This is a genomic window from Nguyenibacter sp. L1 (genome assembly GCF_035199985.1).
Lineage (GTDB): Bacteria > Pseudomonadota > Alphaproteobacteria > Acetobacterales > Acetobacteraceae > Gluconacetobacter > Gluconacetobacter vanlangensis.
Map to the genome: position 1 here is coordinate 3750685 of NZ_CP127015.1, position 15862 is coordinate 3766546.

The 15862-nt window shown below is 71.4% G+C and carries 12 protein-coding genes; 11 read left to right on the plus strand and 1 reads right to left on the minus strand.

The annotated features are described in order from the left end of the window. Positions 1 to 50: 50 nt before the first annotated feature. The 11 genes from QN315_RS16925 to QN315_RS16975 all read left to right on the plus strand — a co-directional run bounded on the left by QN315_RS16925 (position 51) and on the right by QN315_RS16975 (position 14896). A complete protein-coding gene (locus QN315_RS16925; protein ID WP_323990548.1) occupies positions 51 to 755 on the plus strand; it encodes a chemotaxis protein CheW in 705 nt (234 codons plus the stop codon). Next, positions 748 to 2175: a protein-glutamate O-methyltransferase CheR gene (locus tag QN315_RS16930; protein ID WP_323990550.1), complete on the plus strand. Its 1428-nt coding sequence runs from the start codon at positions 748 to 750 to the stop codon at positions 2173 to 2175. Before QN315_RS16925 ends, QN315_RS16930 begins: the two co-directional genes overlap by 8 nt. After that, positions 2172 to 2714: a chemotaxis protein CheW gene (locus tag QN315_RS16935; protein WP_323990552.1), complete on the plus strand. Its 543-nt coding sequence runs from the start codon at positions 2172 to 2174 to the stop codon at positions 2712 to 2714. Before QN315_RS16930 ends, QN315_RS16935 begins: the two co-directional genes overlap by 4 nt. A gap of 6 nt (positions 2715 to 2720) precedes the next feature. Then, entirely contained in the window at positions 2721 to 4403 is a 1683-nt protein-coding gene (locus QN315_RS16940; RefSeq protein WP_323990554.1) for a methyl-accepting chemotaxis protein, read from the plus strand. A gap of 9 nt (positions 4404 to 4412) precedes the next feature. Beyond that, a complete protein-coding gene (locus QN315_RS16945) occupies positions 4413 to 6614 on the plus strand; it encodes a response regulator (protein WP_323990556.1) in 2202 nt (733 codons plus the stop codon). Next, the gene (gene cheB, locus QN315_RS16950; RefSeq protein WP_408904545.1) at positions 6611 to 7789 is read left to right on the plus strand and encodes a chemotaxis-specific protein-glutamate methyltransferase CheB; all 1179 of its coding nucleotides are present in this window, start codon (positions 6611 to 6613) and stop codon (positions 7787 to 7789) included. The genes QN315_RS16945 and cheB overlap by 4 nt, the downstream gene beginning before the upstream one ends. After that, entirely contained in the window at positions 7786 to 9780 is a 1995-nt protein-coding gene (locus QN315_RS16955) for a response regulator (protein ID WP_323990558.1), read from the plus strand. The genes cheB and QN315_RS16955 overlap by 4 nt, the downstream gene beginning before the upstream one ends. Then, positions 9777 to 11786 (plus strand): response regulator, encoded by a 2010-nt coding sequence (locus tag QN315_RS16960; RefSeq protein WP_323990560.1) that lies wholly within the window; start codon positions 9777 to 9779, stop codon positions 11784 to 11786. Before QN315_RS16955 ends, QN315_RS16960 begins: the two co-directional genes overlap by 4 nt. Positions 11787 to 12359: 573 nt before the next feature. Beyond that, entirely contained in the window at positions 12360 to 12953 is a 594-nt protein-coding gene (gene hslV / locus QN315_RS16965; RefSeq protein ID WP_176639758.1) for an ATP-dependent protease subunit HslV, read from the plus strand. Next, positions 12953 to 14269 (plus strand): ATP-dependent protease ATPase subunit HslU, encoded by a 1317-nt coding sequence (gene hslU, locus QN315_RS16970; RefSeq protein ID WP_176639759.1) that lies wholly within the window; start codon positions 12953 to 12955, stop codon positions 14267 to 14269. Before hslV ends, hslU begins: the two co-directional genes overlap by 1 nt. A gap of 171 nt (positions 14270 to 14440) precedes the next feature. Continuing rightward, positions 14441 to 14896, plus strand: coding sequence for a SufE family protein (locus tag QN315_RS16975; protein WP_176639764.1), 456 nt, complete (start codon positions 14441 to 14443; stop codon positions 14894 to 14896). A gap of 100 nt (positions 14897 to 14996) precedes the next feature. Here QN315_RS16975 and QN315_RS16980 read toward each other — a convergent pair whose 3' ends face one another. Continuing rightward, entirely contained in the window at positions 14997 to 15839 is an 843-nt protein-coding gene (locus QN315_RS16980) for an ATP-binding cassette domain-containing protein (protein WP_323990562.1), read from the minus strand. Between the last annotated feature and the right edge of the window lie 23 nt (positions 15840 to 15862).

A 15862-nucleotide genomic window follows, 5' to 3' on the forward strand; every position in this document is an offset into this window, starting at 1 on the left:
GCGTGCCCGCTCTGTCGGGAACGCATCCCTGCCCGAGGTAGCCGTCACTTGTGCTAAATGCAATCTTCGGTGAATACACGATCAGGGAAACCGCCGCGCGTGACAGCATTACAGCGCGCATCACAGCGCGCATCGCCGTGGCGGTCATCCGTGTCGGAGGTCATGCAACCGGGGTGTCAGGGGCCGTCGTCATCTTTCGTCTCGCAAGCACCTGCTATGCCCTGCCGGCGCCGCCGGTGCGGGAATGCATGCCTCTGCCCGCGCTCTTCCGGCCGCCCGGCACGCCGGCCCCCGTCCTGGGGCATTTCCGCCTGGGGGCCGAACGGGTGGTCGTGGTCGACCTCGCGGTCCTGCTCGGCCTGCGCGCCCCCCCACCGGACGATGCGCCGCCCGGCGACACCGATGCCACGCTGCTCTACCGCCCTTTGCTGCTCTGCGACTCCCTTCCCTGCGACCCCCTGCTCTGCGCCCCCCTGGCGCCGCACCGGACGGACCCCGCCGCCCGCGTGGCCTTCCTGGTCGACGGGGTGCAGGACGTCCGCCCCGCCGCCGCGCCCGCCACCCCCATCCCCGACGACATGGCCGCCGAATGGCTGACGGGGGAAATCGAATTGCCGGGCGGACGGTCCGCCCTGCTGATGGATCCGGCCCGCCTGCTGCTGGAACGCGAACGGCAGCATCTCGCGCAACTGGCCACGGCCGATTCGGTGCGCGCCGCCCTGTGGGGTGACGATATCTGGGGTGACGATGTCTGAACGCGGGCGCGCCCTGGAACGGCTGGCGGCCCGCATCGTCGCGCGCACCGGCCTGCATTACTATGCCGACAAGATGGACCTGCTGGACATCATCCTGGCCCGCCGCATGGAAGCCTGCCATTGCGCCCGCCCGATGGATTATCTCTCGCTGCTCTCTGACCCCCATGGCGGCGAAACCGAATGGCGGGCGCTGGAATCCGCCGTGACGATCGGCGAGACCTTCTTCTTCCGCTACGCCGAGCAGTTCCACGCGCTCGAAGCCACCATCCTGCCCGACCTGATCCGGCGCCTGCACGGCCTGCGCACCCTGCGGATCTGGAGCGTCGGCTGCGCCAACGGGGCCGAGCCCTACTCGCTGGCCATCCTGCTGCGCCGCCTCCTCGCCGCGCGGGGCGAGACGGGCTGGCGGATCGAAATCCTCGGCACCGACATCAGCCTCCACGCGCTGGACCGCGCGCGCCGGGCCGAATACGGCGCCTGGTCCCTGCGCGACCTCTCCCCGGCCGAGCGCGCCCGCTGGTTTCGCCCCGCCGACCGCGACCGGCACTGGATCCTGCGCGACGAATACCGGCGCATGGTCCGGTTCGAATACGGCAACCTCATGGACCTGTCCGCGGGCGGCGGCCCGGCGGGCCCGTTCGACCTCGTCCTGTGCCGCAACGTGCTGCTTTATTTCGAGCCCGCCCGCGCGCTGGACCTGATCCGCCTCCTGGCCGGCCGCCTGTCGCCCCATGGCTGGCTGCTGCTGGGCCATTCCGACCCGCTGTCGGAATGCGGCGCGTTCCTCGAAACCGTGACCTTCCCGGGCACGCAGGCCTTCCGCCTCCCGGGCACGCGCCTCGGCCCGCCGCCGCGTCCGCGTCCCGCCGCTTCCGCCTCGGCCCCCGCCCCCGTGCCCGTGCCTGTGCCCGTGCCCCGCCGCCGTCCTTCCGCCACGCCCGTCATCGCGTGCGCGTCCCTGCGCGACGCAACGGCCGCCGCCGCCGCGGTGCGCGACCTGGCCGAGGCCGGCGCGCTGGACCAGGCGCTCGCGTGCTGCGCCGCCGCCCTGGCCGACCATCCGCTGGATGCCGGGCTGCATTTCCTCTCCGGCATGCTGGCCGCCGGCGCGGGCGATCCGGCTTCGGCCGAACACGGGTTCCGCCGCGTGCTCTATCTCCGCCGCGACCATGTCATGGCTCACGTCCACCTCGCCCACCTGCTGCACGATTCCGGCCAGGCGGGCGAGGGCAGGCGCCTGCTGCGCCAGGCCCGCATGCTGCTCGAACGCCTTCCGCCCGACGCCCCGGTCGCCGAAGCCGGCGGCCTGACGGCGGCCGGCCTGCTGCGCCTGATCCGCCCGGACGGCACCGATCACGATGACGAACCGCCGCAGGCCGACGCGGCGGCACTCCCGGCCCTGCGCGGGACAGGGACATGACCCGGGACACGCCCCAGGACACATCCCTTGGCCGCGCCACGCTCTACGCGCGCGCCACGATGCAGGAGCGCGCCCGCCTGTTCGCCGCGCGCGGCGAACAGGCGGGAATCCAGGACGGGCCCCGCCGCGCCGCCGTCATCCTCGACATCGACGGCCAGGGCTACGCCATCGACGTGCCCCATGTGCTGCGCGTGACCGACCCGGCCTGGTGCGCCATGCCCATGCGGCCCGACTGTCCGGCCGGGGTGCGGGGCGTCTATGGCTATGGCGGCAATCTCTATACAGTGTTCGACCTGTCGGTCCTGCTGGGCGGCGCGCCGATGCGCGCGGCCGGCGCCATGGTGCTGCTGCGCCCGGCGTCCGGCCTGTCGGTCGCGCGTTTCGCCCTGCTGGCCGGCGCCACGACGGGCGTCGCGGACATCGCGGACGCGTCCGCCGGCCCGTCCACCCCGCACCCCCTGGCCGTCCTGCCGGATGGCCGGGTGGTCGCGGCGCTCGATCCCGCGCGCCTGTTCGCCGCACGCCATTTCGGAGTCTGACCCGCCGTGACAATCGCCAATCGCCTGCTGCTCGGATTCATGGTCGGCGTGATGCTGATGGTCTCCATCGGCGTCTACGCGCTGGGCCAGATCCGCAATGTCCGCGACGAAATGACGGTGATCGTCACCCGCGACCTGTCGGTCTACCGCCAGCTCAACCATCTGCGCGCGCTGGAAAACGACCTGGTCGCCCGCCGCCTGTCCATCCTCTCCCATTTCTACGCGCGCGATTACGACAAGGGCGGCGTCGCGCTCGATGCCGCCATCGCCGACTGGGGCGCCGAGGAACGACAGGCCGAGGACACGCTGGTCCAGGCGCTCAGCGACGCCGGCCAGGCGACTGACGAGGCCCCGGTCGGCGCCCGCCGCGCCATGTTCGCCGCGATCTCCGCGCTGCTCCGCCAGGCGCTGGGTCAGGTCCGCCAGAACGGCCAGTCCGCCGACGAATTGTTCGCCGCCATCCGCCGGGGGGACGACGCCGCCGTCCGGCTGCAATCGGCCCAGCTCGACGGCCGCGACCAGGCGATCGACCGCCTGGTGACCGAGGCCGCGACCACGCTGGACGGCGGCGTGCAGGCCGGCGAGGCGCAGAGCGGCGCGCTGTACGAATTCAGCCGCCGCTCGCTCACCCTCGGCCTGGCGGTCGCGGTCATCGTGGCGCTGATCGTCACCTTCTGGACCCGGCGCTCGATCCTGGCGCCGCTCGCGGCGCTGATGCGGGTGATGGAACTGGTGGGGCAGGGCGATCTCTCGACCCGCGTGACGGTCAACGGCTCCGGCGTCGGCCGCGACGAGTTCGAACGGCTGGGCCTGGGGCTCAACCGCATGATCGACGGCCTGCGCGAAATCGCGCAGCAAAGCCGCGAGGCCACGCGCAATCTCGACGCCGCGGTCGCCGACATCCGCGCCTCCGCCCAGCAGCAGGCCGCCAGCGTCGAGGAACAGTTCGCCGCGGTCCAGGAAACCGCCGCCACGGTCGACCAGATCACCCATTCCGGCGCCCAGATCAGCAAGCGCGCGCGTGAGGTCATCTCGTCGGCCGAAATCATCGTCCACAGCTCGGCCAGCGGGCTGGAAGCGGTCGAGGAAACCGCCCGCGCCATGGCCCGCACCCAGGAAGGGGCCGAGGCCGTGGCCCAGAACATCGTGGCCCTCTCCGAACGCACCGATGCGATCAGCGAGATCATCACCGCCGTCAACGACCTGTCGGAACGCTCGCACCTGCTGGCGCTCAACGCGGCGATCGAGGCCGCTTCGGCCGGCGAGCACGGGCGCTCCTTCGCCGTGGTGGCCGCGGAAATGAAGATCCTGGCCGACCAGTCGCGCGACGCCACCCAGCATGTGCGCTCGATCCTCGGCGACATCCAGCGCGGCATCAACACCTCGGTGATGCTGACCGAAGAGGCCGTGAAACGCGTCTCGGCCGGCAAGGAACGCACCGACATCTCCTATCACACGATCGAGCGCATGACCGGCGGGATCGAGGAAGGCGTGCATGCCTTCCAGCAGATCGTCGCCTCGACCAACCAGCAGCAGATCGGCATCGAACAGGTCATGACGGCCCTGCAGAGTATCCGCCAGGCCAGCCAGCAGACGGCCGCCGGCACCCGCAACCTGGAAGCCTCGGCCAGCAATCTCGGCAGCCTGTCGCACCAGCTCCTGGCCATCTCCGCCCGCTACCGCACCTGACGGCCGGCCGTGGAAAGCCTGCAACAGGAATTGCTGGCGGTCTTTCAGGCCGAATATCGCGACCATCTCCGCGTGGTGCGCGACATCCTGGCGGCCGGCCCGCCGGACGCGCACGGCGTGGGCGAAATCTTCCGCCGCGTCCATTCGCTCAAGGGCGCGGCCCGCGTCGTCGAGCGCGCCGACATCGAATCCATCGCCCACGCGCTGGAAAACCGCCTGTTCCGCCTGACGGACGGGCACCAGCCGGTCCAGCCCGACGACATCGCCGCGATCGGCCGGGCCATGGACCGGATCGACGCCGCCATGCAGGGCGTCCCTCCCGCCCCGCCGCCCGTCTCGTCACCCGCCGCCCCGGGGGGCGAGGACGCGGCGGAATCCTACGTGCAGGTCCCGCTCTCGCGCCTCGACGCGCTGTCCGGCGTCCTGCACGACGTCCTGGCCGCCGCCGGCCGGCAGGACCGGCTCTGGGCCGAACTCGACGACCTCGCCGCCCTGGCCCGCCGCCATGCCGACGCGCCGCCCGCCGATCCGGCGGCCGAACTGGCGCGGCTGACCCGCGCCCTGTCCGCCCTGTCGCGCGAACGCGGCCGCCTGGCCGGCCAGCTCGACCGCGCCATGCTGCGGATGGACGAGGACATCCGCGCCGTCACCCTGGTCCCCGCCGGCACGGTCTTCGGCTCCCTGGCCGGCATGGTACGCCAGATCGCCCGCGAACATGCCCGTGAACACCCCTCCGAGGACGGCGACGGCGAGGTCACGGTCCGGCTGCTCGGCATGGATGTCCGCGCCGACCGCCGCGTCATGCAGGCCCTGCGCGACCCGGTGATCCACCTGCTGCGCAACGCCATCGTCCACGGGCGGGAAAGCGCGTCCCGCCGGCGGCAAGCCGGCAAGCCGCCCGCGCCGGTGCTCACATTGTCGGTCCGCATGGTCGGCGTGCGGCTCCTGGTCTCGGTCTCCGACGACGGGCGCGGCCCCGACCTCGACGCGATCGCCGCCCGCGCGGCGCAGAGGGGCCTGATCCCCCCCGACACGCAGCCCGATCCCGACACGCTGCTGGCCCTGGTCTTCGATCCCGGCTTCTCCACCCGGCCTCAGGCCGATCACCTGGCCGGCCGGGGCATGGGCCTTTCGGTGGTGGCCGAGGCCGCGCGGGCCCTGCACGGCGCGGTCCGCATGGAGGCCGGCCAACCCGACACCATCCAGCCCGACACCCAGTCCGGCACCCAGTCCTGGGGCACGACCGTCACGATGTCCGTCCCGGTGTCCAGGCGCCAGCGCACCACCCTGCTGGTCGAGGCCGGGGGCATGACGGTCGGCCTGCCCGGGCGGGCCATCGAACGGCTGCTGCGCGTGCGCCAGGCCGACCTGCGCGTGATCGACGGCCGCACCTACATTCCCCTCGCCGACCGCAGCGATTCCGCCGCGCCACCCGCCGAACCCGCCCTGGTGCCCGTGGTGCCGCTCGCCGCCTTCCTCGGCCGCCCCGATGCCGCCCCGCCGGTCTCCCTGCCGATCCATGACGGCGCCCTGTCGGTCGCCCTGGTCGCGGCCGAGGGCCTGCGCTGCGGCTTCGCCGTCGACCGGATGCGCGAGGTGCGGGTCCTGCAGATCTCCGACGCCCAGGCGGCCGGGCTGGACAGCGAACTGGCGCCCGGCGTCGGCTGGCCGCGCGGCGACCGGCCCGTCTTCGTGCTCAGCCCCGACACCCTGCTCGGCCGCTGGAACAAGGGCGGCGCTCCCGGCCCGCGCATCGACGGTCCGCACATCGACGGCCTGCGCCTCGACGGCCCTCCCGCCGGCCACCGGCCCGCCGAACCCGCCGCCGCGCCGCGCCGCCGCGCGCCGACGGTGCTGATCGTTGACGATTCGATTACCACACGGACTCTCCAGAAGACGATCCTCCAGACCCACGGCTATGATGTCCTGCTGGCGACCGACGGGGTCGAGGCCCTGTCGACCCTGCGCCGCTCGGCCCACGGGATCGACGTGATCGTGACGGACGTGGAGATGCCCCGCATGGATGGATTCGCGCTGCTGGACGCCGTCAGGGCCGACCCGCGCCTCTCCTCCATCCCCGTCGTGCTCATGACCTCGCGGAACGAGGAAACCGACATTCGCCGCGGGCTCGAAGGCGGCGCGCGCGCCTACCTCACCAAACAGGGCTTCGAACAGGGCGAATTGCTGGACACGATCCGGGGGGTGCTGTGAATCACCTCCTCGTTGCGCCCCCCCGGGTCCGCGTGCTGGTGGTCGAGGACTCCGCCGTCATCCGCCAGGTCATGGTCCGGCTGGTCCGCGGCGACCCGCGCCTGGAACTGATCGAAGCCGTCGAAACGGCCGAGGAGGCGCTGCGCCTGGTCCCCCGCCTGCGGCCCGACGTGATCTCGATGGATGTGCGCCTGCCCGGCATGGACGGTCTCGCGGCGACCCGGCGCATCATGGCGGAATGCCCCACGCCGATCGTCATCGTCTGCGACGCCTCGACCGACCCGGCCCTGCGCATCTCGATGGACGCCCTGCGCTCGGGCGCGCTGTCGGTGGTCGAGAAGCCGGCCGGCTGGCCGTCCGGCGCATCCAGCACCGCGATCGCGACGCAATTGTACATCATGAGCCAGGTGCCCGTGATCCGCCGCCGCGTGGCCCCGGTAACGATAGCCCCCGAGACGATGACACCGGGGATGATGCCTCCAGAGGCCGCGATCCGGCACGAGGCCCCCCCTCCCGCCCTGCTCCCCGTGCCGCGCCGGCTGCGCCCGCGCCTCGTCGCCATGGCCGCCTCGACCGGCGGCCCGCAGGCATTCTCCCACATCGTGGGCGCGCTGCCCGCCGATTTCCCGTGGCCGATCCTCCTCGTCCAGCATATGGGCGCCGGCTTCATGGAGGGATTCGCCGCCTGGCTGGCCACCCAGACCCCGCTTTCGGTCGGCCTCGCCCGGCAGGGCGAGGCCCTGCGTCCCGGCCACATCCATGTGGCCCCCGCCGAAACCCACCTGATGCTGGGCGGTCACGACGAAATCCGCCTGTCCGGCGCGCCCCCCCTGGGCGGGCAGCGCCCGGCGGCGAACGCGCTCTTCTCGTCGCTGACCCGCATGGGGGGCGAGGCCATGGGCGTGCTCCTCACCGGCATGGGCGAGGACGGGGCCACCGGCCTGCGCGACCTGCGCCGCGCCGGCGCCTACACGATCGTCGAGGACCGCAGCACCTCCATCGTCCACGGCATGCCCGGCGCCGCCGAACGCCTCGGCGCGGCCAGCGTCAGCCTGCCGCTCGGCCAGATCGCCCCCCACCTCGTCGCCATCGCCGCCGCCTCGCGCATCCCGCACGCGGTCTCCCATGCCGATTCCCATGCCGAGAGCGGCACGACCGGGGACGCGCCGGCATGACCGCGCCCCCGCAACCGGCCCAGCAACAGGCCCCGCAGCCGACCCTGCTGCTGGTCGAGGATTCCGACACCCAGGCGCTGCGCATCCGCCGCATGCTGGAAGGCCACGGCTTCACCGTCAGCCGCGTCGCCAGCGGCGAGGCCGCGCTGGACTCGCTCGATGCCCGCATCCCCGACCTGGTGGTGGCCGATTACCACCTGCCGGGAATGAATGGCGGCCAGATGGCCCGCCAGCTTCGCATGAGCCCGGTCACCCGCATGATCCCGGTGCTGATGCTGACCGAGGGCGGCGAACCGGGGCTCGAGCGCGAGGGCCTGGAAAGCGGCGCCGACGCCTACGTGCCCAAATCCGCCGATCCGGACCTGATCGTCTTCCGCATCCGCGCCCTGCTGCGCGAGGGCGCCGGGACCGGCCCGCGCGACGACAGCCCCCTGTTCCGCCGCGCGCGGATCCTGGTGGTCGGCGGCGACGGCGCGCCCGGCCGCGACGTCGCCTCCCTGGCCGCCCTGATGCGCTCCGACGGGCACGACGTCATGGTGGCGCCGCACCCCTCCGCCGTGGACCGGCAGAGCTGGCTGGACGCGGCGCGCGGCCCCGACTGCGTGGTGGTCGACCTGGTCTCCGGCCGGTTCGACGGCATCGCCTTCTGCCGCGAACTGGACGATCTGCGGCAGAAAATCGTGGTGGGCGGCGCCGTCCCGCCACGCATCCTCGGGCTCAGCGGCGGCCAGGCCGCGCGCGGCGCCCTCTCCGCCCGCGCGTTCGAGGCCGGGGTGGACGATCTGGTCTCCGACGATGTCGAGCCCGAAATGCTCGCCCTGCGCATCCGCGCCCTGCTGCGCCGCAAGCTGCTGCAGGACGAGGCCAGGCGCATCGACCATGAACGCCAGGCGCGCGAGATCGCGGTCGAAACCGCCCGCGCCGAGGCCGCCGCCATCGCGTCCAAGGCGTCGCTGGCCGGCGCGCTGGAACAGGCCAACACCGAACTGGCCGCCGCCAACCGCAAGCTGATCGAAACCCAGAGCAAGCTGGTCCAGACCGCGAAGATGGCCTCGCTGGGCGAGCTGGTCGCCGGGATCGCGCATGAAATCAACAATCCGCTCGCCTTCATCCTGGCGCACAAGGACACGGTCGCCCGCCTGCTGGCCCAGGTGATCGACGCCGAGAAGGATGCGGCCGAAAACGACAGGCCCGGTGACGGCGCATCCCCCGCCGCCACCTCGGCCGCCGCCGAACGCCGCGCCGCGCTGGCGAAATGCCGCGACCGGGTGGAATCGATGAATCTCGGCCTGCGCCGCATCCAGAACCTGGTGGTGAACCTGCGCAAATTCTCCCGCCTGGACGAGGGCCAGTTCCAGGTCATCGACGTGCCCGAGGCGCTCGAAACCGTGCTCGCCCTGCTGACCCAGAAATTCGGCGGCCATATCGCGGTCGAACGGAACTATCGCGCGCCCGACCGGCTCTATTGCCAGTCCGCGCTGCTCAACCAGGTGATCATGAACATCATCAGCAACGCCGCCGACGCCATCCTCTCCATGACCGACCAGTCCGCTGCCACTCCTGGCGCCCCCACGTCCGCCGCATCCATGCCCGCCGGCCTGATCAGCATCGGCACCGAACTGCGCGCCGCCAGCGATCGACAAAACGGCGATCGCCAGAACGGGGGCGATCGCCAGACCTACGTCTTCACCATCCGCGACAACGGCCCCGGCATCCCCCCGGACATGAAGGAACGGGTCTTCGAGCCCTTCTTCACCACCAAGCCCGTCGGGGCCGGCACCGGCCTGGGGCTCGCCATCGCCTATGGCGTGGTGCAGGCCCATCACGGCACGATCACCGCCACCGACGCGCCGGGCGGCGGCACCCTCTTCACCGTCGCGGTGCCCTGGCAGCCCGAACTGGCGGCGCTCCCCGATCCCGGCACCCATCCCGGCACACATCCCGGGGCCATGCCGTCCCCCCGCCCCGTCGGCGCCGGAGCCCCCGCATGACGGCCCGCCCCGTCGTCCTCCTGGTCGATGACGAACCCGAAATCCTCGTGGCCCTCAGCGACCTGCTCGAGGAGTCGTTCACGATCCTCTCCACCACCTCGCCGGCCGAGGCCCTGGACATCCTGGCCCGCCGCCCGGATGTCGACGTCATCGTCTCCGACCAGCGCATGCCGGAAATGGGCGGCGACGTCATGCTGGCCCGCGCCCGCGCCTTCTGCGACGCCCAGGCGATCCTGCTGACCGGCTACGCCGACATCGGCGCCGTCGCCGCGGCGCTGAACCAGGGCCGCATCTCGTTCTATTCGCACAAGCCCTGGGACGGCGACGCCCTGCGCGCGATGATCGTCCAGGCCGCCCACCGCCACCGGCTGGAAGGCGAACTGCACACCGAACGCATGCTGCTGCACGGGCTGCTCCGGAACCTGCGCTCCGGTCTGGCCTTCAAGGACCCCCAGGGCCGCTTCATCCGCATCAACCGCCAGGCCGCCGCCTTCTACGGCCGGGACGAGGCCGCCTGCCTCGGCCAGCGCGAGGAGGACCTGACCGACCCCGCCCAGCTCCCCGCCCTGCGCGCCGCCGAGGCCCGGATGGCCGCCGAGGGCAAGGACGAGGACATCGTCGCCTTTCCCACGCCCGGCGGCGGCACGGTCTGGCGCGAATTCACCCGCGCGCGGCTCGACGCCAATCCGGGTGCCGCTCTGGGTGCCGCTCCGGGCGCCAATCCGGGCAGCGGCTCCCACTCGGTGCTGATCAATCGCGACATCACCCGCCAGCGGGAAATGGAGGCCCGCCTCCGCCAGGCCGAGAAGATGCAGGCCCTCGGCACCATGGCCGGCGGCATCGCCCATGATTTCAACAATCTGCTGACGGCGGTGATGGGCTCGCTGGAACTCGCCGCCGACACCGGCCCCCCGCTCGATTCCCGCACGGCCCGCCTACTCGACAACGCGATGGCCGCGGCCCGGCGCGGCGCGGACCTGACCCGCCGGCTGCTGAATTTCAGCCGCCCGCGCGACCTCTCCCTGCAGCCGGTCGACGTCAACGCCCTGCTGCGGAACATGCGCGACCTGCTGATGCAGGCCGTCACCGCCCGCCGCCGCGACGGCGCCGCGCCGCGCATGCCCTTCGCCATCGACGTGGGCGGCCTGGCGCCCGACGGCACCCTGCCGCCCGCCCGGACCGACGCCGGACAGCTCGAACTCGCGCTGCTCAATCTGTGCATCAATGCCGGCGACGCCATGCCCGACGGCGGCACGATCGCGCTCTCGACCCGCCCCATACATATCGACGGCTCACATATCGACAACCCGCATACCGACACTCCGCACGGCGACGGCCCGCGCATCGGCGATTCGGCCGGGGGCGACCTCGCGCCCGGCCCCTACGTGGTCGTCTCGGTCGCCGACCAGGGCACCGGCATGTCCCCCGAAACCCTGGCCCGCATCTTCGAACCCTTCTTCACCACCAAGGATGTCGGCCGCGGCACCGGGCTGGGCCTGTCGATGATCTACGGCTTCATCCGCCATGTCGGCGGCGACGTCCGCGTCGCCAGCACCCTGGGGCAGGGGACGCGGGTCGATCTCTATCTGCCCGTCCAGCAGGACGCCGCCACCCCCGCGCCGCCGCCGCCCCCCGAACCCCCCGCGCCGCGCGGCCTGCTGGCGCTGGTGGTCGATGACGAGGACGCGGTCCGCGCGGTCACCGCCGGCTTCCTGCGCGGCATGGGCCACCGCACAATCGAGGCGACGGGCGGCGAGGCCGCCCTGTCCCGCCTCTCCGACATGGAACCCGACATCCCCGACCTCGTGGTGATGGACGTCATGATGCCCCGCATGGGCGGCGAGGAAGCCGCCCGTCGCATCCGCGCCCGCTATCCGGGCACCCCCATCCTGTTCCTGACCGGCTATGCCGACAATGCCGACCTGCCGGACGACGCCCTGATCCTGCGCAAGCCGTTCACGCAGGCCGAACTGTCTGAATACGTAGCCCGCGCCATAGGATCATAAACGGCGGTGGGGTCGTAAACGCGGGCTGGCGGCGATCCGACGCGCGTTTGCTGCGCTTCGCTGCTCACGGCCCACAAGGCCGCTGCGCTGCGATGCTCGCAAACCCACGCCGGCCGTGCCGCGGCGCGGCACTCTCGCTCGCCAGCCCACGTTTCCGACCCCACCGCGGCTCGGCGAGGTCATAAAAGCGGGCTGGCGGCGATCCGACGCGCGTTTGCTGCGCTTCGCTGCTCACGGCCCACAAGGCCGCTGCGCTGCGATGCTCGCAAACCCACGCCGGCCGTGCCGCTGCGCGGCACTCTCGCTCACCAGCCCACGTTTCCGACCCCACCGCGGCCCGGCGAGGTCATAAAAGCGGGCTGGTGGCGATCCGACGCGGCTTTGCTGCGCTTCGCTGCTCATGGCCCACAAAGCCGCTGCGCTGCGCTGCGATGCTCGCAAATCCACGCCGGCCGTGCCGCTGCGCGGCACTTTCGCTCACCAGCCCACGTTTCCGACCCCACCGGGGTTCGGAAAAGGGTAATCCAGTTCCCACCCTTGTCCTGCGCGGCGGACGGCTTATCTGTTCCAGTCATGCAGACCATACACAGCACCCACCATGATCCCATCGGCTGGCACGGGACGACCATCCTGTGCGTGCGCCGCGGCCGCCAGGTGGCCATGGCCGGCGACGGCCAGGTGACGCTCGGCAACACCGTCATCAAGGGCAACGCCCGCAAGGTCCGGCGCATCGGCCCGGCGGGCGAGATCCTGGCCGGCTTCGCCGGCGCCACCGCCGACGCCTTCACCCTGCTCGAACGGCTCGAGGCCAAGCTCGAACGTTTCCCCAACCAGCTCGAACGCGCCTGCGTCGAACTGGCCAAGGACTGGCGCACCGACCGCTATCTCCGCCGGCTCGAGGCGATGATGGCCGTGGCCGACCGCGAACGCGCCTTCACCCTCACCGGCAACGGCGATGTGCTGGAACCCGAGGACGGGATCATCGCTATCGGCTCCGGCGGCAATTACGCGCTCTCCGCCGCCCGTGCCCTGGCCGAAATCGACGGGCTGTCGGCCGCCGACATCGCGCGCCGCGCCATGCGCATCGCCGGCGAGATCTGCGTCTTCACCAATCATTCCGTGATCCTGGAAACATTGGGCCAGGATACGGACGAGGCCAAAGCGTAATGGACGTCCCCAACCACTCCCCCCGTGAAATCGTCTCGGAACTCGACCGCTTCATCATCGGCCAGGCCGACGCCAAGCGCGCCGTCGCGATCGCGCTGCGCAACCGCTGGCGCCGCGCGCAGCTCCCCGAGGGGATGCGCGACGAGGTCGTGCCGAAGAACATCCTGATGATCGGCCCCACCGGTTGCGGCAAGACCGAGATCGCCCGCCGCCTGGCCCGCCTGGCCCAGGCCCCGTTCCTCAAGGTCGAGGCCACCAAGTTCACCGAGGTCGGCTATGTCGGCCGCGACGTGGAAAGCATCATCCGCGACCTCGTCGAGGTCTCGCTGACCATGCTGCGCGACCTGCGCCGGCGCGACGTGCAGGCCCGCGCCGAGCACGCCGCCGAAAACCGCCTGGTCGACGCCCTGGTGGGCGAGGGCGCGTCGGCCGACACCAAGGGCAAGTTCCGCCGCATGCTCCGCCAGGGCGAGCTTGAGGACAAGGAGGTCGAGATCGCCGTCGCCGACACCCAGGGGGCGGCGGCGCTCGGCGACCTGCCGAACATGACCCCGGGCACGGTGATCAATTTCTCCGACATGATGAAGGGGCTGATGAACCGCGTGCCCCAGCGCCGCCGCATGAGCGTCGCCGCCGCGCGCGAGGCCCTGACGCGTGAGGAGGCGGACAAGATGCTCGACAACGACGCGCTGACCCGCGAAGCCGTCGCGCACGCCCAGGATCACGGCATCGTCTTCCTCGACGAGATCGACAAGGTCTGCGCCCGCTCCTCGGAAAGCGGCTTCCGCGGCGGCGACGTCTCCCGAGAGGGCGTACAGCGCGACCTGCTGCCGCTGATCGAGGGCACGACGGTCTCGACCAAATACGGCCCGGTCAAGACCGACCACATCCTCTTCATCGCCTCGGGCGCGTTCCATATCGCCAAGCCCTCCGACCTGCTGCCCGAACTGCAGGGCCGCCTGCCGATCCGCGTCGAACTCGCGCCGCTGACCCGCGAGGATTTGCGCCGCATCCTGACCGAGCCCGAGCATTCGCTGCTCAAGCAATATACCGCCCTGATGGAAACCGAGGGCGTCACCCTCGATTTCTCCGACGGCGCGGTGGACGCCCTGTCCGAACTCGCCGCCGACATCAACGAACGGATCGAGAATATCGGCGCGCGCCGCCTGGCCACGGTGCTCGAACGCATGCTCGAGGACGTGTCCTTCTCCGCCGCCGACCGCTCCGGCCAGACCGTGCACATCACCGCCGCCGACGTGCAGGACAAGGTCGCCCCCCTGGCCCGAAAGGGCGACCTCAGCCGCTTCATCCTCTAAACCCGCCCGGGACCGCGCGCCGGCGGTGGTCCGGCGCGCCGCCCGCAGTCCCGAACGGCTCCAAGGCCGGGCGGGCGACGGGCCGGCGGGCATGGCGCCACCGTCCCGTCCCGGCCCGTCCCGTCTTGACCGGACGGGCCGGTGGCGCCACAGGATTGCTCCATGACCGCCGTGACCGACCCCTTCGTCAGACCCGAGGACGAAACCGCCGCCGCCGCGATCGCCACGATCGGCGACGAGCTGGCGCTGTTCGACGACTGGATGCAGCGCTACCAGTACATCATCGAACTCGGGCGCAAGCTGCCGCCTTTCCCCGCCGAATGGACCAATGACGCGCATCGCGTCCCCGGCTGCCAGAGCCAGGTCTGGCTCGAATCCGCAACCCGCGACGGCGCGCTCTATTTCGCCGGCGCATCCGACGCCGCCATCGTCTCCGGTCTGGTCGCCCTGCTGCTGCGCGTCTATTCCGGCCGCACGCCCGACGAAATCCTCGCGACCGATCCGGGCTTCCTGCGCGACCTGGGCCTGGTCCAAGCCCTCTCGACCAATCGCGGCAACGGCGTCGAGGCCATGGCCCGCGCAATCCGCCATGCGGCAGCCCAGACAGCGGCCCAGGAGAGGGGATAAGCGTCTTCCATTCGTTTTGGGAATCCCATCCGCTCTGGAAAGGATTCCGCAAACGATCAAAAATCTTCTGCCACCCCCTTCAGAAAACAGAAAGCCGACCTCACGCGCTCTCCTGCCGGTGCGCCTGGAAATGCTGGTATTCCCGCCGCACGATCGCCATCAGTTCCGGCACCGACGTCGCGCTCGCCGCGTTTTCATAGGTCACGCGCCCCCGCTGCATCAGCATGATCCGGTCGGCGATATCCAGCGTCTGCGCGTAATTATGCATGATCATGACGATCGAGATCGCATTCTCGCGCTTCAGCCGCAGGATCAGCTCGACGATCAGCGCGGCCTCGCGCGCCCCCATCGCCGCCAGCGGCTCGTCCAGCAGCAGGATGCGCGCCTTGCCGTATACCGCGCGGGCGATCGCGATCGCCTGGCGCTGCCCGCCTGACAGCGATCCCACCTCGGCCTCGACCGACGGCACGTATACGCCGATCTCCTCCAGGCACCGCGCCGCCTCGCGCCGCATCGCGCGGTTGTTCAGGACATGCAGGCCGGGATAGAGGATTTCCCGATTGAGAAAAATGTTGTGGTAGACCGACAGCGAGTTGGCCAGCGCCAGGTCCTGATAGACGCATTCGATGCCCAGCGCGCGCGCATGGTCCACCGACCGCAGGCGAGTCTCCACCCCCTCGACGAACAGCCTGCCCGAACTCGGCGGCTGATAGCCGGTCAGGATCTTCATCAGCGTCGACTTGCCGGCGCCGTTATCGCCCAGAATGCCCAGGACCTCACCCCGGCGCAGCGACATCGACACACCGTCCAGCGCCGTGATCGGCCCGAAAACCTTGACGATGTTCTCCGCCCGCAGCATCTCCGGCCCGGCCGCCTCCATCCGGGCTCTCTCCGCAGGGGGGATGACGGGCGCCGCGGGCGTCGTCGCGATGGGCGTCGTCATGGCAGGTTCCGCATGGCGGTCTC

Excerpts from the sequence above, each read along its gene's own strand:
- QN315_RS16980 (WP_323990562.1), bottom strand. The coding sequence starts at position 15,839 with ATGACGACGCCCATCGCGACGACGCCCGCGGCGCCCGTCATCCCCCCT.
- hslU (WP_176639759.1), top strand. The coding sequence starts at position 12,953 with ATGGACGTCCCCAACCACTCCCCCCGTGAAATCGTCTCGGAACTCGAC.
- QN315_RS16960 (WP_323990560.1), top strand. The coding sequence starts at position 9,777 with ATGACGGCCCGCCCCGTCGTCCTCCTGGTCGATGACGAACCCGAAATC.
- QN315_RS16955 (WP_323990558.1), top strand. The coding sequence starts at position 7,786 with ATGACCGCGCCCCCGCAACCGGCCCAGCAACAGGCCCCGCAGCCGACC.
- hslV (WP_176639758.1), top strand. The coding sequence starts at position 12,360 with ATGCAGACCATACACAGCACCCACCATGATCCCATCGGCTGGCACGGG.
- QN315_RS16930 (WP_323990550.1), top strand. The coding sequence starts at position 748 with ATGTCTGAACGCGGGCGCGCCCTGGAACGGCTGGCGGCCCGCATCGTC.
- QN315_RS16935 (WP_323990552.1), top strand. The coding sequence starts at position 2,172 with ATGACCCGGGACACGCCCCAGGACACATCCCTTGGCCGCGCCACGCTC.